Source organism: Enterococcus ureasiticus, assembly GCF_001730285.1.
GTDB lineage: Bacteria > Bacillota > Bacilli > Lactobacillales > Enterococcaceae > Enterococcus_L > Enterococcus_L ureasiticus.
In genome coordinates this window covers 303,676-330,155 of record NZ_MIJZ01000001.1, presented here as the reverse complement: position 1 = coordinate 330,155, position 26,480 = coordinate 303,676, and the positions used below count along the sequence as shown (strand labels likewise).

Below are 26,480 nucleotides of genomic sequence, written 5' to 3'. Positions count from 1 at the left end.
TAATTGATCTATGCTATAATTTTAAAAAAAGAGTGGGAGGTAGGAAAAATGAGCTGTACTGTTTTAAGAGTAGATGCTTTTACACAAATTTTTGGACAAGGAAATCCAGCAGGTGTTGTGTTGGATGGCGATCGATATACTTCAGAAAAAATGCAAGAAATTGCTAAGAAAGTAGGCTTCAATGAGACTGTTTTTGTTTGTAAAAGTGATACAGCGGCTGTTAAATTAAGGTATTTTACACCTGGTCATGAAACGCCACTTTGCGGACATGCAACCATTGGAGCCATATTTGCTTTGTTTAATGGAAAAGGAGACTGCCAACTAGAAATTGAAACGGATGCAGGTATTCTGCCAATTACATATGAAGATAAGACACAAAGAATCATCATGAAACAAGCGGAACCAAAGTTTATCGAATTTAAAGGGGACAAGGCAGCTCTTTGTCAAAGTCTGGGAATCCAAATGGAAGACCTCCATCAAAATTTGCCAATCCAATATGGCAATACAGGATCATGGACATTGCTCATACCAGTGGTCACTCCAGCGGTTCTAGATAAAATGAAGCCAAATCCAGAGGTTTTTCCAGATATTTTAAAAGAGATACCTAGATCATCCATACATCCTTTTGCGCTTATCTCTGAAAAAGATGGGACTTTCATAGCACGGCACTTTTCTTCTCCATTTTCTGGAACGACAGAAGACTCAGTCACAGGGACAGCTTCAGGAGTAATGGGCGCTTATTCGTTAAATCATATTTATACGCTGGATGAGGATAAAGAAATCAGTGTTTCTCAAGGTCAACATGTTCAAAGTGAAGGAACAGTTTCCGTCCATGTCACAAGAGATATCAAAGGATCACACCAAGTCAGTATTTCAGGAACTGCATGTTTTAATGGCGAATTTGAAATAATGACAAAATAAAAGGAGAGCTGAAGTGAATCAAGCTCTCCTTTTATTGTCTTATCGTTGATATCTATTTCTAAGAATACGACGAACACCGTGCATTTTCTTTTGTTTTTCAACTGGGGCATTATCTATGATCAATAATGCAATCATTACATAAGCAATAAAACTATTTCTGGAGTATAAGGTGTACCTAGATACCCATTCAGCAGCATATTTATCTTTGTAATCACGCAGTCCTTGGAAAGAATAGAAACGTGAACCGAATTCGTAGACTAGATAAGCAATTCGTTCTTGAATGAAACTTTTTTTAGACTTCCCAACATTCGATAATGGGGCCATACCAAGATTAAAGTAAGTAAAACCTTCATCGTTCATATAGTTGAATAATGAAATAAACAAGTAATCCATCACACCAGATGGGGCTTCTTTACTGTATCTCATTAAGTCGATCGTACCTTCTTCTTTGGTGTAGGTCGGAATAATATTTGCAAAAGCGACAATTCGATCCTCTTGATTTTTTGCAACAGCTATTTTTCCTCGTTGCAAATAACTTTCAGAAAAGAATCCCAACGAAAAACCTTTTTCTTTTCGGCTACCTAACCATTCATCAGAAACTTTTCTCAGCTCTTGCATTAAATCTTTTGAAAAAGGGGGCTGAAGCACTTCAAATCGGTAATTTTCTTTTGTAAATCGATTCATAACAGCTCGTTGGCTTTTCATTTTCTTTCCAGATAGAGTGAAGTTTGGCAAGTCTACATGCGCTTCTTCCCCCATTTTGATAAAATCATACCCAAATTCATGTAAAAACATGACAATTTCTTCAGAAGCTTCATAGAAAACAGGAAGATAACCCCAGCGGTCAGCTTCATTAATGAACTGCTCCATAGCGACAGAAAAGTCTTCTTTTTTTCCAGAAGGATCTCCCATGACGATACACTTATTGTTCAGCGTTTTAAATTGCAATAATACTGTATCTTCACCATTTTGATCCGTATAGATAAACATGTCTTTATCTTCAAGAAAAATCAGCTGGCTATCTGTATTTCCACCATAAGTGTTTAACAGGGTAAGGGCACGACTTTCATCTAATTTAGTCCCCATTTTGTAGCGTTTGCCTTCGAGATATCGGATGAACAAATAACTAAATAGTGTTACTAATAAAATACCCATAAACCCAGATAACCAAATTTTCTCTGATGGAAAGAAAAAGAATGAAATAAAGTGGTGGTTTCTGTGAGGAAAAGTCGGTAAATTATAAACACCGATCACAACATATAAGATAGTTAAAGCTAGAAAAATAATCCCGTCAACGGTAATCATTTCCCAAGAGTAGACTAATTGTTCTCTGAAAAGTTCTCTTTTTGAGAAAACAATAATTATCAGTAGAAAACCAAGAAAAATAATGATACCCCAGCTGAAATCTTTGATAAATGTATAAATTAAAGTTATCAGAATCAAACCAATTGTTGGTAAATAGGCACGTTTGACTCTAGCAGCAACACCACGCCCCATTATCAGTAATAAAAAGCCTAATAATATAGCAGGTAGTTGCGTGATAATGTGAAACGAAAGCGGGTTTAATTTTTTTAACCAGTCAAATTGGCTAAATGCTTCTGGAATCGTAGCAGAGAGAACGATCATAATCCCGGAAAAGTACATAAGGAAAACAACGAATTTATGCGCTAGGTCTGTTGTTAATTCTCTTGGAATACCGGAATAGCGAGAATTTAAACTGTGGCTTAGATTTTTCACAAAGAAAACAGCACCAATAATGAACGGTACAATGTAATAAAATAGACGATAAAGCAAGATCCATGCTACGACAACTTCTCGATTGATTCCTAAAGCAGATAAACCGATGATCATCATAATATCAAAACTACCCAATTCACCAGGAATCATAGAAACGATCCCAATTACTGAAGCCGCGATGAAAAGAGGAAGGACTTGCACTGGATTCATCTCAACACCCATTAGCATACCGATCAGTAAAAAGCTGCCCAAAACGCCTGTCCATTCTAAAAAGGAAGTTAAAATAAGACCAAAACGCGTTTGATTATCAATATCTCCGATATATTCATCCTTTTTGATCCAACTTGTGATCAAAACGACAGGGAAGTACAAGCCGCCGCCTATCAACCAAATCCAATACTGTTGTAAGTAATCATTTGTATGGCCAAACATAACTAGGAAAAAGGCGATAAGACTATAGATAGACAAACCAGACATGAGAAAAATCAGAATTTTCGAAAGCGCTCGAACAACCATTTTGCCATCTTTTTCTTTTCCATAGAACTCTGAGCGCAATCCAATACTGACTAAACCGCCAAATCCAGCAATATTATTGATCGTATTGATCATCCAGCTGCTTTCAATGAGAAACGATTTTTTTGGTTTTTGTTTCAAAATTTTGTTGAGAATCACATCATACCCAATCATTGGAAAGACAGCAATTAGTCCAATCAAAAACATTAAACCGATTTTCCAAATAGCAATATCTTGAAAAATATCTGCGAGCTGTTCGAAAGAAATTGTTTTACTAATAGACAGTAATTCTCGAAAAACAATGATTACAACTGAAAATATAAAGATGGTTTTAAAGTAACTGAGATGATCTTTGATCCATTGAAGCATTTTTTTCATTTAATAGCACCTACTTTTCTTGTAAGAATGTTAAAATTTCTCGATTGAATGTTTCAGGGTCTTTTTTCGCAAAAGAATGTCCTTGATTTGGAACTAAAATAAATGATGCATTTGGGATTTCTTTTGCCAGATAGATTGAATGAACTCGTTTGATGATATCATATTTACCAACAATAACTAATGTTTTAGCGGATAGCTTTTGTAAATCTGATTTAGAAACACCAATATCACGCATCATTAAACGAACAGTGAGTAGGTATTTCTTAGCTTTTTTATTAAATAAGCTAAGAATTTTCAGAAATACATATTGTATTGCGGTAACCATTCTTATAGGTAAACTGACACCTTTGACCACAGTATTTCCGGCATTCAATACTAAACGATGAAGTTTCTCAGGATATTTTTTAGCAAAAACCATTGCCAAATTAGCGCCGTCACTAAAGCCGATAATATTTGCTTTTGCAACATGTTCTAGTTCCATGATCAAGTAAAGGTCTGCGGCCATCTGATCAAAAGTAAGTGTATCACTAGCATTCGTTGAACGAGCATGTCCGCGGCTGTCGACAGTGAAAACAGTGAAGTAGTGGCTAAATTCAGGTACTTGTTTTTCAAAATATTTTCCACTTCCACCATTTCCATGAAGAAGAAATAAAGGGAATCCACTACCAGATATTTCATAATAAATCAAACTATTGTCCGGTGTTAAAAGCACTTTTTTTTGTTTTTCCATATCGTTACCACCTATCTACCATAGTATATCGGTTTTTGCTTAGATTTCAAACTGAAACGGGCAAAGATAATTTCAAATTTTTATTAAAGAATAATAAAGAATCAGCCTTTTTTTAGATTTTTTTTAAATAATAAAGTATGATGAAATCTACTCACAAAAAGTTTGGATGATAAGATGGGCAAATTGATGAAACTTATAAAAAGAATATTACTATTGTTGTTGCTGTTACTGATTATTGGGTTAGGCTATTTTGGGTTTAAGATCCGCCAAAATGTTCAGCAGGTGATGAAGTACGAAGCTGAGGTAGAACAAGCAGCAAAAGAGAACAATATTCCAGAATACAAAAATTTAGTTTTAGCAATTATTTATACTGAATCAAAAGGCCGTACAGAAGATTTGATGCAAAGTAGTGAAAGTGCATATGGCGAGCGACAAATGATTGGGACGACTAAAGAAAGCATCGATATAGGAGTGGCGTTCTTAGCACAATCGATTGCTCAAGCGAATGAAGCAGGCTGTGATATTTGGACCGCTGTTCAAGCGTATAATTTTGGTTTAGATTATATTCAATTTGTAAAAGAGCGTGGCGGAAAAAATTCGATTCGTCTAGCAGAAGAATACTCAAAAGAAGTTTTATCTCCTTTACTAGGAAATACGGAACAAAAAACGTATCGTTATTATCGGCCACAAGCGCTTGTTTATAATGGTGGATTTCTATACAGTAATGGTGGAAATATGTTTTATGCCGATTTAGTTAAGATGAACGAGCAGTTTATCAAGTGGTTAAAATAATTTTAATACCAAAAATATTGATCCTTAAGAATATCGTCTACTAAATAGCGAGAATTCTTAAGGATTTTCTTGAAGTTCTTTCTATTAACAAGTAAACTAAAGAGGATGTATTTTTAACAAGGAGAAAGTAGGGAACCAAATCCATGACAAATAAGTTTGACCTAAAACAAGGATTGACTCAATTAGAGGTAGAAGAACGAAAGCAGCAAGGATTACAAAATGACTATGAAGAAAATGTCGCTAAATCAACAAAGGATATTATTTATGATAACGTAATGACATTGTTTAACTTTTTAAACTTTGGAATCGCGCTTTGTCTGTTTTTTGTTGGAGCGTATTCCAATTTAGCATTTTTAGCGATTATCTTAGTGAATATGGGGATGGGAATCTATCAAGAGATTCATGCGAGAAACTTAGTTCAGAAATTATCGATCGTAGCCAAAGAAAGCGTTCATGTTATTCGTGACGGTAAAGAGGTAGAAATTGATACAAAAGAGTTAGTGATAGATGATATCGTTGTGATTTCTGCTGGGGAACAAGTTCCTTCTGATATGGAAGTATTGGATGGAAAAGCAGAAGCCAATGAAGCACTGTTGACTGGTGAATCGGATTTGATCGAGAAAATTGAAGGAGATATTCTATTATCTGGTAGTTTTCTAGCTAGTGGTCAAGTATACGCAAAAGTGATTCATGTTGGAGCAGATAATTATGCGGTGAAGATCACTGCAGAAGCCAAAGTGCACAAACCAATCCAATCTGAGTTGGTCAATTCAATCCGAAAAGTCTCTAAATTCACAAGTTTAGTGATTATTCCTTTGGGGATCATTTTATTTATAGAAGGTTTTATGATTCGTGACTCTGGCATAGAAGCGTCAGTGGTTGCGTCGGCAGCAGCTTTACTTGGAATGTTGCCAAAAGGTTTGGTTCTTTTGATCAGTATCACGCTAACGACAGGCGTTGTAAAATTAGCCAAAAAACGTATTCTTGTTCAAGATATGTATTCAATAGAAACATTAGCACATGTTGATACGCTTTGTCTGGACAAGACTGGAACAATCACTGAAGGGAAAATGAAGGTTCAAAAAGTTGAAGTTTTACATGCAAGCTATCATGAGAATTTCCCGCAAATCATCGGTAGTTATCTAGCTGAAAGCACCGATAATAATATTACAATGCAAGCAATTCGTGATCGCTTTGAACTTTCCAACCGTTTTGGCGCTGTTAAGACGTTACCGTTTTCTTCTGAGAGAAAATGGGGAGCGATTGAGTTTAAAGAATTGGGAACCGTTTATCTTGGGGCGCCTGAAAAATTAGTCTCAGCTGATCGTTTACCAAAAGAAGTGATCGAAGCGCAAGAAAATGGTTACCGTGTGCTGATGCTTGGAATTGCAGAAAACACGCCATTGGATGAAGAGAATATGCCTTATCTAGAACCATTAGCTGTATTAGAAATTGATGATCCAATTCGTCAAAATGCCAACGAAACGTTAGCGTACTTACGAGAAGAAGGGATCGATTTAAAAGTTATTTCTGGAGATAACCCAGTCACCGTTTCTAATATTGCCCGTCGTGCTGGATTATTTGGTTATGAGTCCTATATTGACATGTCAACGATGGAAACAGAAGAAGACGTGCGTAAAGCGGTCCATAACTATACGGTCTTTGGCCGTGTGACACCTCAACAAAAACGGACGATTGTTCGTGAATTAAAAGATAATGATCATGTTGTCGCAATGACAGGTGATGGTGTTAATGATGTTTTAGCTTTAAGAGAAGCTGACTGCAGTATTGCGATGGCAGAAGGTGACGGAGCAACTAGACAAATTTCTAATTTAGTATTATTGGATTCAGATTTCACAACATTACCTGATGTATTACTTGAAGGTAGACGAGTTGTTAATAATGTAACAAAAGTTGCGAGTGTTTTCTTTATAAAAACGATTTATTCATTTATTTTATCAATGATTTGCGTATTTACGACAATTGCCTTTCCTTTCATCCCGATTCAAATCACATTGATCGATTTAGCAATTGAAGGGTATCCAGCATTCTTCTTGTCATTCGAAAGCGATAAACGAAAAATACGAGGAAAATTCTTACCGACAGCATTGAGAAATGCATCTGTTAATGCGGTTCTAGTGGTATTAAATATCGTTGGGGTTTATTTAATGGGACAAAACCAAGGCTTTACGCAAATGGAGACAACAACCTTGATGTATTATTTATTGATCGGTATCAGTTGTATGGCGGTCGTTCGTGCGTGTTTACCATTTAATCCATTAAGAATTTTCCTAGCTGTTACAACTGTTGGTGGTATTTATGTAGCGGCAATGCTATTCCATAGCATTTTAGAAGTAGGATTTTTAAATCAGCAGACATTACCGATTTTTGCAGTAATGATGCTTATTAATATCATTGTTCGAATCATGATCGGTCTTTTCCAAATGAAACGAGCAGGTAAAACAATCAAAGATCTTTAAAATGGAGTAAAAAAGTATGAAAAATAGGGAGGGGTATTTATGAGCGGAGAATATCAAATGCGCAAGACTATCGGAAAGTGTTTTCGGTCTCAAACAGATAATTTTAATGGTGTTATTCGAATTTACGGCAGCCCATACATGTATCGTGTAATAAACGGTATCCCTGAAAAGGGGGCGATGTTGGAAGTCGTGGATTTTTCCAGTACCGAATTATTTGTAACTGTAAACAACTATTTATTCGAAAGTGATGTGAATTATATTGATAATCCTTAATATTCTAATTTTTATTATTGTTCTTGTTTTAGTTCTGGTTCTTATTTCAAAAATGGTGATCATCGTCCAGCAAGGGGAAGTGAAAATCGTTGAAAGTTTTGGTAAATATGTTAAAACGATCGATCCTGGACTTCATTTTCTAATTCCAGTACTCTACAAGGTCAGAGGTAAAGTGTCTTTAAAACAAACTCCTTTGGAAATCGAATCGCAAAGTGTAATTACGCGGGATAATGTAATCGTAGAGGTTGATGAAGCGATCAAATATCATGTGACAGATGTTCGTGCATTTGTTTATGATAATGAAGATTCTGTCACGTCTATGATTCAAGATTGCCAGTCAAACTTACGTGGAATTATCGGGAAAATGGATTTGAATGAAGTACTTAATGGAACAGAAGAAATTAACGTAAGCTTATTTGAAAGTGTAAAAGATATTACAGCGGGGTACGGATTATCGATTGACCGTATCAATATCGGTGAGATTTCTGTATCAGATGAAATCGTAAATTCAATGAATAAATTAATCACTGCAAGTCGAGATAAAGAATCGACGATCACAATTTCAGAGGGTAGAAAACAATCGATCATTTTAGATTCTGAAGCGAATGCATCACAAATGCAAATAGATGCTGAAGCAAGAGCGAAACAAACGAAAATCGATGCAGAGGCCAGAGCAGAACGAACAAAAATCGATGCTGATGCTGAAGCGGAAAGAATCCGTATAACTACAGAAGCAGAGAGACAACGTATTTTAGCTTTGAATAAAGCAATCAAAGAAAGTGATTTAAATGAACAAGCCTTGGCTTATTTAGGAATAGAAGCATTTAAACAAGTTGTTAGAAGCGATACAAATACAGTTATCCTACCAAGCAACATGACTGAATTAGGTAATATTCCAGTAGTTAAAGAGTTATGGAATGCACAGGATACAAAAGATTAATCAGAAATAGGTTGGGGAGTAATCCAAACAACTGACAAAAAAACAGATGCTCGTTATCTGTTTTTTTGTTTTCTTAAGATTATTTAGGTTACCATAATTATTTTATGTAAACATATCTTAATAAAACCTAATGTTCATGAAAATAAAGGTGCAATTTACTTGAAAATTATGTTTAGTATGATACAATGAAACATGTGTAATTGTGTCTTTTGAAAGTCGCGCTGAAGATTTCAGTGCTTTTTTACTGACTATCACATAAATTAGCTTTTGGCTATTTTTTGGAGGTGAGAACAGTGGCACAAAGAATTCCTCAAGAGGTCATCGAGGAAGTAAGACAACGTACGAATATCGTTGATGTCGTTGGACAATATGTTCAATTGAAAAAATCAGGCAAGAATTATATGGGTTTATGTCCGTTTCACGAAGAACGTTCCCCTTCATTTTCAGTAGCAGAAGACAAACAAATCTTTCATTGTTTTGGCTGCGGAAAAGGTGGAACTGTTTTTAATTTTCTGCAGGAAATAGAAGGTATCAATTTTCCAGAGTCAGTACGAAGAGTTGCCGAATTAGAGCAAATACCCGTTAATATCGAATGGGCTAATACAATGGAGTCTGATTCATCGGAAAACTTACAGAATCGAAAACTGATCGAACTGCATAAGAAGGCAGCGGATTTATACCATCATGTTTTGATGAATACGCAAATCGGTGAACCAGCGTTGAATTATCTATTAGAACGCGGTTTAACAAAAGAACTCATCGAAACATTTAAAATCGGATTTGCTCCTCAAAAACGTGATTTTTTAAGTCAAGTATTCCAAAATGAAGAAGTAGCTGAACAGTTATCAAAAGAGTCTGGATTGTTTATTCAACGAGACAATGGTGAGTTTTTGGATCGTTTTTACCAACGCGTCATGTTTCCGATTAATGACGATCGTGGTAATGTGATTGCTTTTTCAGGAAGATTACTTAAAACAGAAGATTTTCCGGGTGATGATATGCCTAAGTACTTAAATAGTCCGGAAACAGTCTTGTTTAATAAAAGAGATACATTGTTTAACTTCGATAAAGCGCGTAAAGAGATCCGCAAAGAGAATACTGTGTTTTTATTTGAAGGATTTATGGATGTTATTGCAGCCTGGCAAGCAGGAATCACTAGTGGTGTTGCTTCTATGGGAACGAGTTTGACTAATGAGCAAATTCGTAAACTTGAACGAGTAGCGAAAGAACTTGTAGTTTGTTACGATGGTGATACAGCTGGAGTAGAAGCGACAAATCGTGCTATTTCCTTATTGAGTGAGCACAGTCGTTTTCAATTAAGTATCGTCAGTATCCCAGAAAAGTTGGATCCAGATGAGTATTTAAGGAAGTATGGCAACGAATCATTTCGTGAGCTCGCGCTACATGGTCGAGAGACCGTCTTTAGTTTTAAGATGCAGTACCATCGTTTGACTAGAAATATGAATAACGAAAAAGAACAACTGGATTATGTGAATGATTTGCTGCAAGAATTGCTATTGGTGCAGTCACCATTAGAGCGAGATCGCTATTTAAATCAATTAGCGCAAGAATTTCAGCTATCCTTTCATTCTTTAGAAGAACAGTTAAAACAGCTAGAAACACAACAACGTTCTACTAAGAGAAGGGAGCGACAGCAACAAGCAACACCGCCGCATCAATCTTACGAGATTGATGACATGCTTGAACCACCAGAAATGTTTGAAGAGGCTGTTGCTACTCCGTCAGTGCAAAATAAACTGCCTTTAACACAAGTAGAAAAAGCAGAACGCACATTGTTGTATCGTCTGATGAATGAACAAAGCGTCAGAAATCAACTGATCCAGCTACCAGAATTTAGTTTTGCTCATGACCAATTCCAAGAACTTTACTTGTTATTAGATAGTTATATGAGTGTTCATTCTGAGTTCTTACTTGCTGATTTTATTGATTATCTAAAAGAAGAAACAATCAAGAAATTAGCAATCGACATTTCTTTACAGACGATTTCAGAAGAAAGTTCTGATCGTGAATTTGCAGATGTCATAAGAGTGATCGGAAATTCCAGCTTGGAAGATCAGATCAAGGAAAAACAACTGCAGAAAAAAGAAGCAGAACGTCTTGGAAACAAGCAGCTTGTGGATGAACTTTCAATTGAAGTTATAAGCTTAGTAAAACAACTGCAAAAAAGTCGTACAGCGTCCTAAGAATATTTTAAGATGATGTATTTGACTATTATTTATATATTTAACCGAATGGAAAAATGAAGGGGGCCTTCTTTCATGGAAAAAGAAACAGAAAAAAAATATGCAGCTGCATTGGCAGCCTTTATCAAAGAAAACAAGCCTAAAGGCAATGTTTTTTATGATGATCTAACAAACAAATTAGCAACGCCGTTTACATTGAATGCCGATGAAATGGAAAAGTTGATCCAAAAAGTTGAAGATGCTGGAATCAGTGTCGTTGATGAAAATGGTGATCCAAGTGAACATAGTCTTAAAAAAGACGCAAAAGTTGCTGAAAAAGCCCAAATGGAAGATTTATCTGCCCCGACTGGTGTTAAAATCAATGACCCTGTTCGTATGTATTTAAAAGAAATCGGACGTGTTCAGTTATTAACTGCAGCAGAAGAAGTAGAATTAGCTCTAAAAATCGAAGAAGGCGATCAAGAAGCAAAACAACGTTTAGCAGAAGCTAACTTGCGTTTAGTTGTTTCGATTGCAAAACGCTACGTAGGACGCGGTATGCAATTCCTTGATTTGATTCAAGAAGGAAATATGGGTCTAATGAAAGCTGTTGAGAAATTCGATTATCGTAAAGGATTTAAATTTTCAACTTATGCCACTTGGTGGATTCGTCAAGCAATCACTCGTGCGATCGCTGACCAAGCTAGAACAATTCGGATTCCTGTGCATATGGTTGAAACAATCAATAAATTGATCCGTATTCAACGTCAATTGCTGCAAGATTTAGGTCGGGAACCAACGCCTGAGGAAATCGGTGCAGAAATGGACTTGCCAACTGAAAAAGTTCGCGAAATCTTGAAAATTGCGCAAGAGCCAGTTTCATTGGAAACACCTATTGGTGAAGAAGATGATTCTCATCTTGGGGACTTCATCGAAGACCAAGATGCAACAAGCCCTGCTGAGCATGCAGCATATGAGTTATTGAAAGAACAGTTAGAAGATGTACTTGATACGTTAACTGACCGTGAAGAAAATGTTTTACGATTACGTTTTGGTTTAGATGATGGACGTACGAGAACATTAGAAGAAGTGGGGAAAGTATTTGGTGTAACCCGCGAACGAATTCGTCAAATCGAAGCCAAAGCACTACGCAAATTACGCCATCCTTCTCGTTCTAAACAACTAAAAGATTTCCTAGAATAAGAAGTTTTTCTTTAAAAAATTTGAACAGCTCTTTTCGATTTCTTTCGGAAAGGGCTGTTTTTAACAATCGTAACAAAAAAGTTAGATAGTACATATTGGAAGAAACGCGATTTTATGGTAGATTAGATTTACGAATGTGTAGAATGTGAGGCGGAATGAATGACGAAACAATGTCCGAATTGCGGAACTGAAATAGACAACCAAGAAAAAGTCTGTCCCGAATGCGGTTATTCCTTTACAGAGAATCAGACAAAAGAAAAAATAGTACCAGAGAATGATAGCTCTAATGATAAAACAGAGGATACTTCTAATTTTTTAAATAAAGAGCAAAATGAAAATATCGAGTGGTCCGAATTAAAAGATATGAGTATTGGCCACGTAATGACGATGTTTAATGAGCAACAACCAGAAGAAAAAAGAACTGAAACATCTGTTGATCCTAAAGAAGAAAAAGGGGAAGAAGCTGAAAAAAAGGCCATTTCCTTAGATAAAAAATCAGATGAAATTACGGATACAGCTGCTTTGGATCAGTATATCAATGAACATAAAAATGATAATCCAATTGAGGAAGTATCTGCTGAAAAAGATGTAGTGGTAGAAACTGATAAAACTCCAGAAAGAGACGATCAATCTGTAAATTCTGGTGAAGAATCAGAATCAAATAACAAAGGACAAGATGAAGTGAAATCAAACGAATCCGATAAAAAAACAACAGAAAATACAGACAAAGAGGCAGATCAAGTAAATAAGAAGACACCAAAAGAAGAAATCACAAAATTTACAAAACCAGAAGATAAAGTGGCAGAAACGAAAGCCATTGGTCCTAAAGCTTTGCCTAGTAATACATCAGAAATTCCTTCAAAAAGTAAAAAACCTGAAGAAATCGAAATGGATGCGGCTCCTATTTTCTTTAAAGATGCAGAAGAAGCTAAATCAGCTAAAGATCAATTTGAAAAGCCAACAGACGAAGTACCTGCACCAAAAGAAACAAAAAAAGAGTCATCAAACACACCAACAAGTAAAAACTATAAAAAAATGTCGATTATTTTAGCGGCAGTCGTTGTACTTGCAGGAGGCTCATGGTTTGCCTATAGTCAGACACAAAAGAAATCAGCAACTAGTGGTCAGGTAACACAAAAACAGGAAAAACTAGCTACACAGACCGAAAAGGAATTGAATAGTTATTTTACAGATGATAAACAACTATTTCTTAAACCAGAAATGGTGAGTGTTAGTTCGAAGACTATCAAAGAAAATTTAGACACACTAAAAGAAGATTCCAGCTATAAAAATCTAGAGTCTCTTTATAAAAAAGTCACGGATAAACAGGCTGCAATTACAAAAGTAAACGAATTATTTGCACAACCAATCATTGATGGAAGTAAATTAAAAGACGTAGCAATTAAAGCTGACAAAAAAGTCGACCTTGCTAAACGTGAAGAAAAAGATGATTTTGACAAATTACTTAATCAAGCCACAGATCAAGCTGTGGACCAGTATGACCAATTACAAAAAGCCAAAGCGGCAGTGGATGTTTTTTATAAAGATAATGAATTGACAGATGCTTTGACAAGAGAAAACTACACTGCAGCAAAAACAGAAGTGGATAAAGTAAAAAGTGATGTGTTACGCAAACCACTGAATGACGCATTAGTTAAAGCAGATAAATCATTGACGGATACCGAAGCGGCAATTGCTTCGCAGCAGCAAGCTATTGTAGATCAAACGCCAACCCAAACAACTCAAACACCTGCTACTGACTACCAAGGAAATAATACACAAACAACGAATGGCGTACAGCCAGATTCAAATACTTTTTCAGCACCTAATGCTCAGGGTGTTTACACAGATCCAGTTTACTCAGTCAATCCAACTGATGTTAGTGATATGAGTAATCCTGCATGGAGTTGGGCACCTGGTATTCAAGAAAAAGTGATTGCAACCTGTATTGAGCGCGGCTATATCACAGCTGGCGGTTATTCTTTACAACCAGCAAGAATCATAAACGGTGAGGGGTATTATAATTTATACGGATCAGACAACCAGTATTTAGTAACAATCAATGCAAAAACGGGTTGGTTCAAAGGAAATGCATCAAGAAATGCAGGAAGATAAAGAAAATCTTTCTGAAAATGAGGGTGGGTCTGAGACATAACTCTTCGAGTTATATCTCAGACCCTTTAAATCCGAATAAATTCTTTTGTCCCAACCTCGTTTTTCTTTCGCGTTAAATAAAAAATCAATGACGATTGATTTCAGTACAAGGAGAACGGTATGGAAAAAAAAGAATATTTAACGTTTAGAGAAGGGGTAAACGCATGTGTACCAACGATTTTAGGTTACTTGGGAATTGGTATTGCTGCAGGAGTAGTTGGTAAAAATGTTGGACTATCACTTGCTGAGATCGCGTTGATGTCGATTTTGGTTTATGCTGGTGGTGCACAATTCATTATTTGCGGTATGTTGGCGATCCAGTCACCGATTTCAGCAATTATTTTCACTACATTTTTAGTCAATTTACGCCATTTTTTGATGAGTATGTCAGTGGCTTCGTATTTTAAGAAAGAACCACTGATCACAAGTATCGGGATTGGAACTCTATTAACGGATGAATCATATGGTGTGCTTATGACAGCCCTAACGAATGAACATCGAGTCAGTTCTGCGTGGACTCACGGGTTGAATATAACAGCCTATTTAACTTGGATCCTTTCAACGGTTTTAGGCGGTTTATTGGGTACCTGGATTCCAGATCCGTATCTATTAGGACTAGATTTTGCTTTGGTCGCAATGTTTGCAGGATTATTTATTTTACAAGTAGATGGACCGATAAAAAAACACACAAAAGAGACCTTGATCGTTTTGGGCACAGTTTGCTTGGCTTTGTATTTATTTATGGGCTTTTTTTCGCCAGAACTTTCTGTTTTATTCGCTACACTTTTAGGCTGTACAGTTGGGATGGTGAATCATCATGAGTAGCAATTATGTTTTACTGACGATTTTAGGATGTTCGATCGTCACTTGGATTCCACGGATTTTTCCCTTTTTGATTTCAAAGCGAGTAGATTTTCCAGAATGGTTTCTTCGATTTCTATCTTATATTCCAATTTGTATCTTGACGGCGCTCTTATTTCAGAGTATTTTAGAAGTTCAGGCAACAGGCTTTCCTAAAGTAAAAACGTTAGAAGCGTTAAGCTGTATTCCTACTTTACTTGTTGCTATTCGGACAAAAGATTTAATGAAAACAGTTGTAGTAGGAATCATTACGATTGCAATATTACGTATTTTTTTAGGCTGAGTGCCAGAAGGAGAAAATTATGAACGAATTATTAGCACAAATTTTTACAGCGTTAGTGATCGATGAAAATGAAAGTCACTATTTTTTACAGAAAAATGGGATTACTTTGCGTTTATCTAAAGAAGAAGGTACGCATGAAATCGGGGAAGCAGTAGAAGGCTTTGGCTATATGAATCAAAAACAAGAACCTGAGATGACAACGATTATTCCAACAGCTCGAATCGGTCAATATGCATTTGGGACTGTAACAGGCACAAGACGTGATTTAGGCGCTTTTGTGGACATTGGTTTGAAAGATAAGGATGTTGTCGTATCTTTAGATGAACTACCTGTAATGCGTGAATTATGGCCTAAAAAGGGCGATCAGCTAATGGTTGCGTTAAAAGTTGATAACAAAGAACGCATCTGGGGCGAATTAGCAGATGAGAAAATCTTTAAAGCCATGGCTAAACCTGGAACAGAAGAGTTAAAAAATGAAAATATCAGCGGGATCGTTTATCGTTTGAAAATGATTGGTTCATTTGTTTTGACCGATGATTTTTATATTGCCTTTATTCATCCTTCAGAACGCTACCAAGAACCTCGTTTGGGTGAAAGAGTAAATGGTCGTGTGATTGGTGTGCGCCCAGATGGTACCTTGAATATTTCTTTAAAACCCCGTGGTTATGAAGCAATCAGTGATGATGCGGCAATGATTTTAACCTTTTTAGAAAGAGCTGCAGATCATAAAATTCCCTTCACTGATAAATCAAATCCGGAAGAAATCAAGCAAACATTCGGTATCAGCAAAGCTCAATTCAAGCGTGCAATCGGTAATTTAATGAAGCAAGGAAGAATCACCCAAGAAGCAGGCTTTACGATTTTAAAAGAAGAGCAACCAGAAAAATAATTGTTTTTTCATTCTAATTGAGAATCACTTGCAAATGTTTCAGAGTTATTTTATACTTATTATAATATAAGGTTAGAATTTATAGTTCTAGATTAAAATTATTATAAATAAGGGGCTGCGTTTATGGATTCTACTGCTGCTTTAAAGAAAACAAAACAACAATTACATGAATCTGGTTTCAAACTGACGCCTCAACGAGAAGCAACAGTTTTGGTATTACTTGAAAATGAAAAAGACCATTTATCGGCAGAAGAAATTTACTTTTTAGTAAAACAAAAAAGCCCTGAAATTGGTTTAGCAACTGTTTATCGAACATTAGAAATTTTAACTGACTTAAAAGTCGTTGACAAGGTAAGTTTTAATGATGGCTTAGCACGTTATGACTTACGTAAAGAAGGAGCAAAGCATTTTCATCATCATCTTTTATGTTTAGAATGCGGCAATATCGAAGAAGTCGAAGAGGATTTATTAGGTGAAGTAGAACAAGTGATCGAACAACGGTATCATTTTATGGTGAAAGATCATCGCTTAACATTCCATGGTATTTGCCAAGAGTGCCAGCAAAAAAAGAAAAATCAACCAACAGAAGAGATTGGTTCTGGATTTTCCATTTCAAACTAGCTAGAATAGTTGAATTTAGAGGGCAGAAATGCTCTCTATTATTTTTCTTTAAAAAAAAAGATTGACAATTCTGAAGGAATCTCATACAATATCTTCAATAAACAATAAAAGTCATGATAAGAATTAGTAAGATAATATAGGTGTACAGAAAGTTGCCGGTTGTTGAGAGGCGCACAAACCTAATGTATCTGAATTCCTCTTTGAACTTCACACCGAATTGAGTAGGCTGTGACGGTCAAGCGCACCCGTTATTGTGCCAGGGTATAATTTTGTACCTGTCAAGTCAATGAGTGCAAACTGATTGTAAACAAAGGTGGTAACACGGATCATTCGGTCTCGTCCTTTTCAGAAATGAAGAGGACGAGGCTTTTTTTTATTGTTTGATTAAAAGAAAAATGAAGGGAAGTTATTGTATGAGTTTTAAATCATTAAGCCAACCAATTAATTTTGAACAAGTCAAATCTTTATCTAAATTGACACCCGCACAAGAGAAAATAAAAGCAGTTCGTGATCAAGAATTAAAAGAAATTATTGAAGGGAAAAATGATAAGATTCTTTTAGTGGTCGGTCCTTGTTCTGCTCATAATGAAGAGGCTGTGATGGAGTATGTCAATCGTTTGGCTAAACTGCAAGAAAAAGTCCAAGATAAAATTTTTATGGTACCTCGCGTTTATACCAATAAACCTAGGACGAATGGCGACGGCTATAAAGGGTTACTACATCAGCAAAATCCAGAGGGAGAAAGTAATTTAATCCAAGGAATTGCTGCTGTTCGTAGTTTGCATAATCGTGTCATCAGTGAAACTGGTTTGACGACAGCTGATGAAATGCTGTATCCTGAAAATCTTGAATTTGTTCAAGATTTAGTCAGTTATATTGCGGTTGGTGCGCGTTCGGTGGAAGATCAGCAGCATCGTTTTGTTGCAAGTGGAATCGATCAGCCAACAGGCATGAAAAACCCAACTAGCGGCAATTTAAAAGTGTTGTTCAATTCACTGTACGCCGCACAACAAAAACAAGAATTTATTTTTAATGGACTTGAAGTTGAATCCAGCTCTAATCCATTGGCCCATGTTGTATTAAGAGGTGGTTTGAATGAATATGGTGAGAATATCCCAAACTATCACTATGAGGATCTGCTAAAAGTGGTGAATCTTTATAAAGCTGGCAGCTACAAAAATCCGTTTATTGTCATTGATACGAATCATGACAATTCTGGAAAACAATATAAAGAACAAATCAGAATCGTCAAAGAAACGTTGTTTAATCGCTCGTGGAATGATGATATGAAGAAATGGGTTCGCGGTTTTATGATTGAAAGTTTTCTAGAAAACGGACGCCAAGAAGCTGATGGAAAAGTTTTTGGACAGTCGATTACCGATCCATGCATAGGCTGGGATGAGACAGAGGAATTAGTGAACTATATTGCAGAACATGCATGATTGATAGATTAAAATAAACCTCTTAGAACTGATAGAATCAGTTCTAAGAGGTTTATTTATTTAATTTAGAAAAGTTATTTTTATAGATTAGCAAATTTTTCTAATAAACGAATCATTTGGCAGGTAAAACCATATTCGTTATCATACCATGCGACAGTTTTAACCAATTGGAAATCACCAGAAGTTGTTACCTCAGTTTGGGTTGGATCAAAAATAGAACCTTCCGTTGTTCCAATGACATCCCCAGAAACGATTTCACGGTCATCATAGCCAAATGATGGGTTATCGATCGTATGCTTCTTGATTGCTTCATTTACTTGATCAGCGGTTACTTTTGTTTTTAAAATAGAGACTAATTCTGTTAAAGAGCCATCGACAACAGGAACACGTTGCGCATGGCCTTGAAGTTTTCCGTTTAATTCTGGAATAACTAAACCAATAGCTTTAGCGGCACCTGTTGAATGAGGAATCGTATTGTCAGCGGCAGAACGAGCAGCTCTTAAGTTGCCACCTTTCACGGGTCCATCTAATAACATTTGAGTAGAGGTATACGCGTGAACAGTCGTCATCGTACCAACTTCAATACCAAACTCGTTATTCAAGAAATAAGCCATAGGGGCTAAGCAGTTTGTTGTACAAGACCCAGCAGAGATTATTTTATCTTCTGGAGTCAACGTGTCATCATTAACATTATAAACAATTGTCTTCATGTCACCAGCTGGTGCTGAAATCACAACACGTTTTGCGCCAGCATCCAAATGAGCCTGTGCTTTTTCTTTAGAAGTATAAAAGCCAGTACATTCTAAAACGATATCAACACCATTTTCTTCTACCCATTTCAATTTGCTGGCATCAGCTTCCGCATAAACTTTTGTTTTTCCACCATCCACTACGATCGAGTCATCAGTTGCAGTAACTTTTCCAGGGTAAGTGCCATGAGTCGAATCAAATTGTAGCAATTGAGCCAACATTGTCGGACTAGTTAAATCGTTGATTGCAACAACTTCAATATCATCGGAAACTTCTTTGATGCGGCGGAACGCAAGACGACCGATCCGTCCAAATCCATTAATTCCTACTTTTACTGTCATATTAAATTTCCTCCTTAAAATCAAATGCTTAATGAGCTGGTAGAGCTTCAACTAAAAATATATTCAAGCGACAAAAATGTAGCGCTAGGCAACGTTTAAAATGAACAGCGTTGTATAATCACGTATTTAAAAAAACGATGACTTACGCTATACTAGTAGCATGAACGTATTTCGGATTTTTGTCAAAAATCTTGTCTTTCAATGAAGAAAAGGAGTTGGGAAAAATGAACAGAAGTAAAGTTGTTGAGTCGCTTCAAATGAATTACCAAGCAATCAAAGAAGGTAAAGGCAAATGGTTTGATAAACGAGTAGCGTACACGATTGCTCGATCATTTGTAGACAAAGAACGTCGTTTCTCAGATGCTGATTATCGTCACATGGAAGAGATACTTAAAGGTGAACTAGGGATGTTTAATGTATTAGTTCAACCAGTTAGAGGTATCTTATTAGGAATGTTATTAGCGAATGGAAAATCAAGAGAGTTGGATATTCATACGTTGATCAAAGATTATCAACGATTACGTGAGGTTGGTTTTCAGGCATCTTCATACTCTTATTTTTCGGCATATTTACTTCAATTTACTGAAACAGCTGAGAAAGAATTTATTGTACGTAGAGGACAAAGTATTTTTGAAGAAATCAAGTCGCATCATTATTTTCTTACTGGTGCCGAGGATGGCACAATTGCAATCGCTTTGGCTCAGCAAGAAAAATTAGAATCATTGACGACAAAACAGGTTGGCGATCTAGTGGAAGATTATTATCAAGCTTTAAATGATCAGGGTTTTCATAAGTCAAATCAACTTCAATTCGCTGCAGCAAATGCTGCTATGCTAACTGGCGAGTTCTCTCTTGAATTGATCGAAGATATCAAGCAGGTCATAGATGAGTTGAAACAATCGGGGCTTCGATTTAGACCTGAATTTTACAATAGTATCGTTACACTGGGTTTTTTGACTACTTTAAAAAAAGTGGATTTTCAAGTTTTAAGGGAGTACTTAGAACTTCTTGAAGAAAAAACAAATTTACGTTTCTATAAGGATTTTCGTCATTCTTTGGCTTTAGGCTTATTGATCCATGAAGAAATGAGTCTGTTGTCTAACGATAATTTGAATATATCTGCATTAACGATCACAATGATAATGGCGCAAGAAGCCAGCGCAGCGGCTGCGGCTATCGCTGTCTCTGTAGCGGCTTCTAATTCTAGTTCATAAAAACGAATTTGGCTAGACAAATTCAGGTTTAACCTTTACAATAAGAAAGGCTTTCAAACAGATAATGTTATTGAAAAGCGAAACCATACAAACTACTAGAACTGTAAAAAATGTAAAACCTGAAGAAATGGTGAGATAGGTTTCTTTTATTTTCGGATATGAAACACTTTATCCCAATTTCTTTAAGATAGGAGGACAAAATATGTCCATGTTTTTAGATCAGGTAACAATCGATGTCAAAGCCGGTAAGGGCGGAGACGGAATGGTTGCCTTTCGTAGAGAGAAATATGTACCAGATGGCGGACCTGCCGGAGGAGATGGAGGTCAAGGCGGAGATGTGATTCTTGTTGTAGAAGAAGGATTACGTACTTTGATGGATTTCCGTTTTAATCGTCATTTTAAAGCACAACCTGGTGAAAATGGGATGAGTAAAGGGATGCATGGCCGTGGTTCAGAAAATACCTTTGTAAAAGTTCCGCCAGGTACAACGGTTCGTGATGCTGAGACAGGTACGTTGATCGGAGATTTGATTGAAAATGGTCAAACACTGACTGTAGCTAAAGGCGGCCGAGGCGGCCGAGGCAATATTCGTTTTGCTTCTGCTAAAAATCCAGCACCTGAAATCGCTGAAAATGGCGAACCAGGTCAAGAAAGAAAAATCGAATTAGAATTGAAAGTTTTAGCTGATGTTGGTTTAGTTGGTTTCCCATCTGTTGGAAAATCTACTTTGCTATCAGTTATTTCATCCGCTCGTCCTAAAATTGGTGCTTATCATTTTACTACATTAGTTCCTAACCTTGGAATGGTGTCAACAAGTGATGGACGAAGCTTTGCTGCAGCAGATTTACCAGGATTGATTGAAGGGGCATCTCAAGGTGTTGGCCTTGGAACACAGTTTTTGCGCCATATCGAGCGGACTAGAGTTATTCTACATGTAATCGATATGAGTGGCATGGAAGGACGCGATCCTTATGAAGATTATCTAGCAATTAATAAAGAGCTAGCGTCTCATAACATGCGTTTGATGGAACGTCCACAAATCATCGTAGCAAATAAAATGGATATGCCAGAAGCAGAAGAAAATTTGAAGAAATTCAAAGAAAAAATCGAAAAAGAACGGACAGATGAGTATGCAGATCATCTGCCGATTTTCCCAATCTCTGGTGTTTCACGTAAAGGAATCGAACCTTTGCTTAACGCAACAGCTGATTTGATCGATGTAACGCCAGAATTCCCATTATATGAGGAAGAAATCGTGGAAGATACTGTTCATTATGGTTTCCAACCTGAAGGACCAGAATTTACGATCGACCGTGATCCTGATGCTACATGGGTTCTATCTGGAGATTCGCTGGAAAAATTATTCCAAATGACTAACTTTGAACACGATGAAAGTGTTATGCGATTTGCACGTCAATTACGTGGTATGGGAATCGATGAAGCATTACGAGCTCGTGGAGCGAAAGATGGAGACATCGTTCGCATCGGAGAATATGAATTTGAATTTGTAGAATAAAAGAGTAAATGCAACAAGAGAGCTGATGAATTCATCGGCTCTTTTTTTGTTTATAGTGATTTTTAGCAATCAAAAGGAAACGAAACAACTTCAACAGGAATCGATAGGTATAAAGTATGGTGTGATAGTTAATGTTGGAGTAAAAAACAAAATAAAAAACTATTTAGGTGTTTTTTTCTTTTTGGCTTTAAGGTTCATTTATGTTTCCTTTTATATAATAAATTCAGTCAAAGGAGGAAATAAAATGGTTAAACTAAAAAATAGTTTTCAAAGAAAAGAAAAAAAATATGCATTGACTAATACGATGTATCATCAATTGAGAGAAAAATTAAAATCCTATATGCAAGAAGACGAATATGGATTACATACAATCATTTCTATTTATTTTGATACACAAGATTATGAGATGATTCGACAATCGATAGGAAAGCCAGTCTACAAAGAAAAATTCAGGATCAGAAGCTACGGCATTCCCCAAGAAGAGTCGACTGTTTTTCTTGAAATAAAAAAGAAAGTTAGTGGTGTCGTATATAAAAGAAGGGTTGCTTTGTCTTATCAATCGGCGAAAAGTTATATCCAAAAGCCACATTCCGTTAAGTTGAAAACGACTAAAGACCAACAAATCAAACAGGAAATTGATTGGTTAGTCGCACGCAAAAGATTAGAACCTAAAGTGATGATTGCATATGATCGGCGAGCATTATTTGACTCAGAAAACGAAGATTTTCGGATTACTTTTGATTTTAATATCCGTTATCGAGAAGAACAATTAACCCATACGTTAGATGATCAAGGTGAAAGAGTAGCACCAGAGATTGATGTTTTAATGGAAGTAAAGGCCTTAGGCGCTTATCCAATCTGGTTTTCAGAAATTTTAGCAGAGCTTGACATTTATCCAACATCATTTTCAAAATATGCTCAAACATATCAACGTTACTTATATTGCAAAGGAGATTTTCAGTATGTTGTCTAGTTTATTAGTAGAAAGTTCAGTTGATTTGTCATTCAAACAACTTTTAGTTTGTATTGTTACGTCGGTTTTATTAGGTCTTTTAGTGGCCTGTGTTCATATGTATAGAAATGTTTATAGTAAAAACTTTGTGATTACTTTAGCTGTTTTACCTGTCTTAGTTCAATTGGTTATTATGTTGGTCAATGGTAATTTAGGTACAGGGGTCGCCGTTTTAGGAGCGTTTAGTTTAATCCGATTTCGTTCAGTGGCAGGCGGTGCTAGAGAAATTACTAGTATCTTTTGGTCGATGGGGATTGGTCTTGCTACAGGAATGGGCTATGTCGGCTATATTGCTTTATTTTCTATGATTATTGCGCTGTTTTTACTACTTTTAAATACGATTCATTTTGGTGAAAAGCAAAAAGTAGCGGAACGGGAAGTGAAAATCACGATTCCAGAAGATTTAGATTATCCAGGATTATTTGATGACTTATTTCAGGAATACACATACTCTGCTAATTTAGATTCAGTGAAAACAACCAATATGGGCAGTTTATACGAACTACGTTATCGAATCACGCTAAAAGATAGTCAGATGGAAAAAGAATTAATGGATGCTATGCGTGTGAGAAATGGCAACTTAACAATTGTTTCAGGGAAAGTTTCAACAAATAGAGAAGAATTGTAGGTGGATATAATGAAAAAAACGAAATTTGGTGTCGCCGCTTTAACGATTTTACTCATTCTATTTACTGGATGTGCAAAACAAGCAACGAGTACAACAACTGCAACTTCGAAAAGTAAAGAACAAGTTGTTACGGTTCAGGAAGCAAAAAAATCATCTGAAAATAGATATGGCGATTATGACGAAGAAGATTTTGATGAAAGTTACGATGAAAATACAGCGACAAAAATTGAATTAAAAGACTCTGGAAGTAAAATAGATGGATCAGGTGTTTCTGAAAAAGATAATACCATTTCAATTACTGCAGGTGGGACGTACATTTTATCAGGAAATTACAAAGGGCAAATAAAAATCAATGCTAATGAAGAAACGGTTCATTTAGTGTTGGATAATGTTTCAATAACTAATAATTCATCTTCAGCAATCTATATTGAACAAGCAAAAAAAGTAATCACAACTTTAGCAGAAGGTACAAAAAATAGTCTTTCAGACGGCAGCAATTATACGTTTGCTTCAGCAGATGAAACAGAACCAGATGCTACTTTTTTTAGTAAAGACGACTTAACGATAAATGGTACTGGAACTTTAGAAGTTACTGGCAATTATAGTAATGGTATTCGCAGTAAGGACGATTTAGTTATCACTAATGGCACCCTGAATGTTACCGCCAAAAATAATGCAATCAAAGGCAAAGACTCCGTATCGATTGCAAATGGAACCTTCTCTTTAAAGACCACAGAAGGCGACGGTATTCAAGCAAATAATAGCACAGACGCAGACAAGGGCTGGATCGCAATAGATGGCGGAACATTTACGATTCAATCAGGCAATGATGGAATTCAAGCGGAAACGAATTTATCAATTGCGAAATCTGATATCAAGATACAAACTGCTGAGGGTTACGATGATCAATCAATTGATACAACAACAAGTTACAAAGGATTAAAAGCTTCCGGAAATATCATTGTAGATGATGGAACCTTTGATTTAAACACGGCTGATGATGCAATTCACTCAAATGCGGTGGTTACGATTAATAACGGGACCTTCACATTAGCAAGCGGTGATGATGGTATCCATGCAGATACAGATTTACTGATCAATAAAGGGAAGATAACGGTTAGTCATTCTTATGAGGGATTGGAAGGTGCGACTGTAACGATCAACGACGGCGATATTTCTGTAAATGCATCAGATGATGGCATCAATGCAGCTGGCGGTAGCTCTGGTGAAGAAGAGCAGGAAGGACAATTCGGTGCAGATTCATTTGGTGAACCTGGCGGTGGACAGCCAGGTGGTGGCGGAGATAGTACTAAATTTATAGAAATAAATGGTGGGACGACCTATGTAAATGCAGATGGTGATGGGATCGACAGTAACGGAGATGTTCGGATGACTGCAGGTACGCTAATCGTAAATGGCCCAACTGATGATGGCAATGGAGCGCTTGATTACGATGGAACCTTTACAATGGATGGCGGAATATTTGCTGCAAGCGGTAGTTCTGGGATGGCAATGAGCACTAGCGATGCTTCTTCTCAAGCAGCACTGAGTCTTTACTTTGATGATACTCAAAAAGCAGGTACTTTGGTCAATCTTAAAAATGCTGCAGGAAATACGATTATGTCATTTGCACCGGAGAAGGATTTTTCTCATATCGCAATCAGTTCACCAGATCTAAAAGTTGGTGAAACAGTGACATTATCAACAGGTGGGAAAGATTCTGGGACAACGAAAAATGGTTTGTACAGCAAAGGAAGCTATTCAGATGGTACAGAACTGACAAAAATTTCAATCAATAACATCTTAACATCAGTTGATCAATCTGGCACAGAAGTCACAGGCAATCAAATGGGTGAAGGGCCAGGCGGTCAACCACCTAGATAATTGATTTTCATTGCTTTAATGACTAGTTTATTGATAGAATAAGGATATCAAATAGAACGAGGTGGTCGTATGTCCAAACGAGTTATTATTATGCATTTTGAAGTAGAAAGCCAAGCTTACCAAGCATTTTCAGAAATAAAAAAATTGTATGCTGAGAAAAAAATAAAAGGCGAACAAATGGCAGTGGTAACCCATGTAAACGATGGGGTTCATCAGTTTAAAATTGATGATTTCCTTGATTTTACAGGCAATAATCATACAGCAAAGAATAGTATGATCGGGATGCTGATCGGTATACTAGGTGGTCCTTTAGGCATTCTACTGGGCTGGTTTGCAGGAAGCATATTCGGAGCTTCTCAAGATGCCAAAGAAATCCAAGGTGCCCAAACAGTCTTTGAACATGTAACGAAGCAAATCGGTGATGGGGAAACGGGCTTGATCTTGATTGCTGAAGAAGACGACAATCGCCCATTAAACCAATTGATCATGAACGAATTAGGTGGGGAAATCACTCGTTTAGACTTTGAAGATGTGGAAAAAGAAATAACAGATGCCAAAGATGTAGAAAAGGAAACAACAGATTCAGCAAAAAAATCTTGGCAAGATAAAAAACAAGATTCAAATGAAAAAAACGAAAATTAATCGATAATTAATGGTAAAATGAATAAATAAATAAGCTAGAAGACGTGACAAAGAAATTATTTCTCCTCGTCTTCTTTTTTTGATTATAAGGAT

The 26,480-nt window shown here is 36.4% G+C and carries 22 protein-coding genes and 1 other annotated feature; of the genes, 19 read left to right on the top strand and 3 right to left on the bottom strand.

Going from position 1 to position 26,480, the window contains the following annotated elements; all coding sequences use genetic code 11:
* Positions 1-48: 48 nt before the first annotated feature.
* Positions 49-921: a PhzF family phenazine biosynthesis protein gene (locus BCR21_RS01565; protein WP_069644765.1), complete on the top strand. Its 873-nt coding sequence runs from the start codon at positions 49-51 to the stop codon at positions 919-921.
* A 39-nt stretch (positions 922-960) separates the two neighbouring features.
* Here BCR21_RS01565 and mprF read toward each other — a convergent pair whose 3' ends face one another.
* Positions 961-3,549, bottom strand: a complete 2,589-nt coding sequence (gene mprF / locus BCR21_RS01560; protein ID WP_069644764.1) for a bifunctional lysylphosphatidylglycerol flippase/synthetase MprF — start codon at positions 3,547-3,549, stop codon at positions 961-963.
* Between the two features lie 10 nt (positions 3,550-3,559).
* Positions 3,560-4,279 carry an alpha/beta fold hydrolase gene (locus tag BCR21_RS01555; protein ID WP_069644763.1) on the bottom strand — a complete coding sequence of 240 codons (720 nt, stop codon included), beginning with the start codon at positions 4,277-4,279 and terminating at the stop codon, positions 3,560-3,562.
* Between the two features lie 174 nt (positions 4,280-4,453).
* On the opposite strand from BCR21_RS01555, the gene BCR21_RS01550 reads away from it, so the two are divergent.
* The 12 genes from BCR21_RS01550 to BCR21_RS01495 all read left to right on the top strand — a co-directional run bounded on the left by BCR21_RS01550 (position 4,454) and on the right by BCR21_RS01495 (position 18,400).
* The gene (locus BCR21_RS01550; protein ID WP_069644762.1) at positions 4,454-5,071 is read left to right on the top strand and encodes a lysozyme family protein; all 618 of its coding nucleotides are present in this window, start codon (positions 4,454-4,456) and stop codon (positions 5,069-5,071) included.
* Positions 5,072-5,214: 143 nt separating this feature from the next.
* Positions 5,215-7,551 carry a cation-translocating P-type ATPase gene (locus tag BCR21_RS01545; RefSeq protein WP_069644761.1) on the top strand — a complete coding sequence of 779 codons (2,337 nt, stop codon included), beginning with the start codon at positions 5,215-5,217 and terminating at the stop codon, positions 7,549-7,551.
* 39 nt (positions 7,552-7,590) lie between these two features.
* Positions 7,591-7,824 (top strand): hypothetical protein, encoded by a 234-nt coding sequence (locus BCR21_RS01540; protein WP_084013189.1) that lies wholly within the window; start codon positions 7,591-7,593, stop codon positions 7,822-7,824.
* Positions 7,825-7,876: 52 nt separating this feature from the next.
* The gene (locus BCR21_RS01535) at positions 7,877-8,764 is read left to right on the top strand and encodes an SPFH domain-containing protein (RefSeq protein ID WP_420809819.1); all 888 of its coding nucleotides are present in this window, start codon (positions 7,877-7,879) and stop codon (positions 8,762-8,764) included.
* A gap of 293 nt (positions 8,765-9,057) precedes the next feature.
* Positions 9,058-10,968: a DNA primase gene (gene dnaG, locus BCR21_RS01530; RefSeq protein WP_069644759.1), complete on the top strand. Its 1,911-nt coding sequence runs from the start codon at positions 9,058-9,060 to the stop codon at positions 10,966-10,968.
* 75 nt (positions 10,969-11,043) lie between these two features.
* Positions 11,044-12,150 (top strand): RNA polymerase sigma factor RpoD, encoded by a 1,107-nt coding sequence (gene rpoD / locus BCR21_RS01525; protein WP_069644758.1) that lies wholly within the window; start codon positions 11,044-11,046, stop codon positions 12,148-12,150.
* A gap of 159 nt (positions 12,151-12,309) precedes the next feature.
* The gene (locus BCR21_RS01520; protein WP_069644757.1) at positions 12,310-14,265 is read left to right on the top strand and encodes a cell division site-positioning protein MapZ family protein; all 1,956 of its coding nucleotides are present in this window, start codon (positions 12,310-12,312) and stop codon (positions 14,263-14,265) included.
* A 159-nt stretch (positions 14,266-14,424) separates the two neighbouring features.
* Positions 14,425-15,129 (top strand): AzlC family ABC transporter permease, encoded by a 705-nt coding sequence (locus BCR21_RS01515; protein WP_069644756.1) that lies wholly within the window; start codon positions 14,425-14,427, stop codon positions 15,127-15,129.
* The gene (locus tag BCR21_RS01510; RefSeq protein ID WP_069644755.1) at positions 15,122-15,448 is read left to right on the top strand and encodes an AzlD domain-containing protein; all 327 of its coding nucleotides are present in this window, start codon (positions 15,122-15,124) and stop codon (positions 15,446-15,448) included. Before BCR21_RS01515 ends, BCR21_RS01510 begins: the two co-directional genes overlap by 8 nt.
* Positions 15,449-15,467: 19 nt before the next feature.
* Entirely contained in the window at positions 15,468-16,337 is an 870-nt protein-coding gene (locus tag BCR21_RS01505; protein ID WP_069644754.1) for a CvfB family protein, read from the top strand.
* Between the two features lie 123 nt (positions 16,338-16,460).
* The gene (gene fur / locus BCR21_RS01500; protein ID WP_069644753.1) at positions 16,461-16,958 is read left to right on the top strand and encodes a ferric iron uptake transcriptional regulator; all 498 of its coding nucleotides are present in this window, start codon (positions 16,461-16,463) and stop codon (positions 16,956-16,958) included.
* Between the two features lie 104 nt (positions 16,959-17,062).
* Positions 17,063-17,305: a binding site (T-box leader), on the top strand.
* A 66-nt stretch (positions 17,306-17,371) separates the two neighbouring features.
* Positions 17,372-18,400: a 3-deoxy-7-phosphoheptulonate synthase gene (locus tag BCR21_RS01495; RefSeq protein ID WP_069644752.1), complete on the top strand. Its 1,029-nt coding sequence runs from the start codon at positions 17,372-17,374 to the stop codon at positions 18,398-18,400.
* Between the two features lie 80 nt (positions 18,401-18,480).
* On the opposite strand, the gene gap is transcribed toward BCR21_RS01495, so the two are convergent.
* Positions 18,481-19,491, bottom strand: coding sequence for a type I glyceraldehyde-3-phosphate dehydrogenase (gap, locus tag BCR21_RS01490; RefSeq protein ID WP_069644751.1), 1,011 nt, complete (start codon positions 19,489-19,491; stop codon positions 18,481-18,483).
* Between the two features lie 224 nt (positions 19,492-19,715).
* Here gap and BCR21_RS01485 point away from each other — a divergent pair, with 224 nt between their 5' ends.
* The 6 genes from BCR21_RS01485 to BCR21_RS01460 all read left to right on the top strand — a co-directional run bounded on the left by BCR21_RS01485 (position 19,716) and on the right by BCR21_RS01460 (position 26,387).
* A complete protein-coding gene (locus BCR21_RS01485) occupies positions 19,716-20,705 on the top strand; it encodes a DUF4003 family protein (RefSeq protein WP_069644750.1) in 990 nt (329 codons plus the stop codon).
* A gap of 202 nt (positions 20,706-20,907) precedes the next feature.
* A complete protein-coding gene (gene obgE, locus BCR21_RS01480) occupies positions 20,908-22,221 on the top strand; it encodes a GTPase ObgE (RefSeq protein ID WP_069644749.1) in 1,314 nt (437 codons plus the stop codon).
* A 244-nt stretch (positions 22,222-22,465) separates the two neighbouring features.
* Complete coding sequence (locus BCR21_RS01475) at positions 22,466-23,194, top strand: polyphosphate polymerase domain-containing protein (protein ID WP_069644748.1); 729 nt, start codon at positions 22,466-22,468, stop codon at positions 23,192-23,194.
* Complete coding sequence (locus BCR21_RS01470) at positions 23,184-23,861, top strand: DUF4956 domain-containing protein (RefSeq protein ID WP_069644747.1); 678 nt, start codon at positions 23,184-23,186, stop codon at positions 23,859-23,861. Before BCR21_RS01475 ends, BCR21_RS01470 begins: the two co-directional genes overlap by 11 nt.
* Positions 23,862-23,870: 9 nt before the next feature.
* Positions 23,871-25,745: a carbohydrate-binding domain-containing protein gene (locus tag BCR21_RS01465; RefSeq protein ID WP_069644746.1), complete on the top strand. Its 1,875-nt coding sequence runs from the start codon at positions 23,871-23,873 to the stop codon at positions 25,743-25,745.
* A gap of 69 nt (positions 25,746-25,814) precedes the next feature.
* A complete protein-coding gene (locus BCR21_RS01460) occupies positions 25,815-26,387 on the top strand; it encodes a DUF1269 domain-containing protein (protein WP_069644745.1) in 573 nt (190 codons plus the stop codon).
* The last annotated feature ends 93 nt before the right edge of the window (positions 26,388-26,480 follow it).

Excerpts from the sequence above, each read along its gene's own strand:
- BCR21_RS01565 (WP_069644765.1), top strand. The coding sequence starts at position 49 with ATGAGCTGTACTGTTTTAAGAGTAGATGCTTTTACACAAATTTTTGGA.
- mprF (WP_069644764.1), bottom strand. The coding sequence starts at position 3,549 with ATGAAAAAAATGCTTCAATGGATCAAAGATCATCTCAGTTACTTTAAA.
- BCR21_RS01555 (WP_069644763.1), bottom strand. The coding sequence starts at position 4,279 with ATGGAAAAACAAAAAAAAGTGCTTTTAACACCGGACAATAGTTTGATT.
- BCR21_RS01550 (WP_069644762.1), top strand. The coding sequence starts at position 4,454 with ATGGGCAAATTGATGAAACTTATAAAAAGAATATTACTATTGTTGTTG.
- BCR21_RS01545 (WP_069644761.1), top strand. The coding sequence starts at position 5,215 with ATGACAAATAAGTTTGACCTAAAACAAGGATTGACTCAATTAGAGGTA.
- BCR21_RS01540 (WP_084013189.1), top strand. The coding sequence starts at position 7,591 with ATGAGCGGAGAATATCAAATGCGCAAGACTATCGGAAAGTGTTTTCGG.
- BCR21_RS01535 (WP_420809819.1), top strand. The coding sequence starts at position 7,877 with ATGGTGATCATCGTCCAGCAAGGGGAAGTGAAAATCGTTGAAAGTTTT.
- rpoD (WP_069644758.1), top strand. The coding sequence starts at position 11,044 with ATGGAAAAAGAAACAGAAAAAAAATATGCAGCTGCATTGGCAGCCTTT.
- BCR21_RS01520 (WP_069644757.1), top strand. The coding sequence starts at position 12,310 with ATGACGAAACAATGTCCGAATTGCGGAACTGAAATAGACAACCAAGAA.
- BCR21_RS01515 (WP_069644756.1), top strand. The coding sequence starts at position 14,425 with ATGGAAAAAAAAGAATATTTAACGTTTAGAGAAGGGGTAAACGCATGT.
- BCR21_RS01510 (WP_069644755.1), top strand. The coding sequence starts at position 15,122 with ATGAGTAGCAATTATGTTTTACTGACGATTTTAGGATGTTCGATCGTC.
- BCR21_RS01505 (WP_069644754.1), top strand. The coding sequence starts at position 15,468 with ATGAACGAATTATTAGCACAAATTTTTACAGCGTTAGTGATCGATGAA.
- fur (WP_069644753.1), top strand. The coding sequence starts at position 16,461 with ATGGATTCTACTGCTGCTTTAAAGAAAACAAAACAACAATTACATGAA.
- BCR21_RS01495 (WP_069644752.1), top strand. The coding sequence starts at position 17,372 with ATGAGTTTTAAATCATTAAGCCAACCAATTAATTTTGAACAAGTCAAA.
- gap (WP_069644751.1), bottom strand. The coding sequence starts at position 19,491 with ATGACAGTAAAAGTAGGAATTAATGGATTTGGACGGATCGGTCGTCTT.
- BCR21_RS01485 (WP_069644750.1), top strand. The coding sequence starts at position 19,716 with ATGAACAGAAGTAAAGTTGTTGAGTCGCTTCAAATGAATTACCAAGCA.
- obgE (WP_069644749.1), top strand. The coding sequence starts at position 20,908 with ATGTCCATGTTTTTAGATCAGGTAACAATCGATGTCAAAGCCGGTAAG.
- BCR21_RS01475 (WP_069644748.1), top strand. The coding sequence starts at position 22,466 with ATGGTTAAACTAAAAAATAGTTTTCAAAGAAAAGAAAAAAAATATGCA.
- BCR21_RS01470 (WP_069644747.1), top strand. The coding sequence starts at position 23,184 with ATGTTGTCTAGTTTATTAGTAGAAAGTTCAGTTGATTTGTCATTCAAA.
- BCR21_RS01465 (WP_069644746.1), top strand. The coding sequence starts at position 23,871 with ATGAAAAAAACGAAATTTGGTGTCGCCGCTTTAACGATTTTACTCATT.
- BCR21_RS01460 (WP_069644745.1), top strand. The coding sequence starts at position 25,815 with ATGTCCAAACGAGTTATTATTATGCATTTTGAAGTAGAAAGCCAAGCT.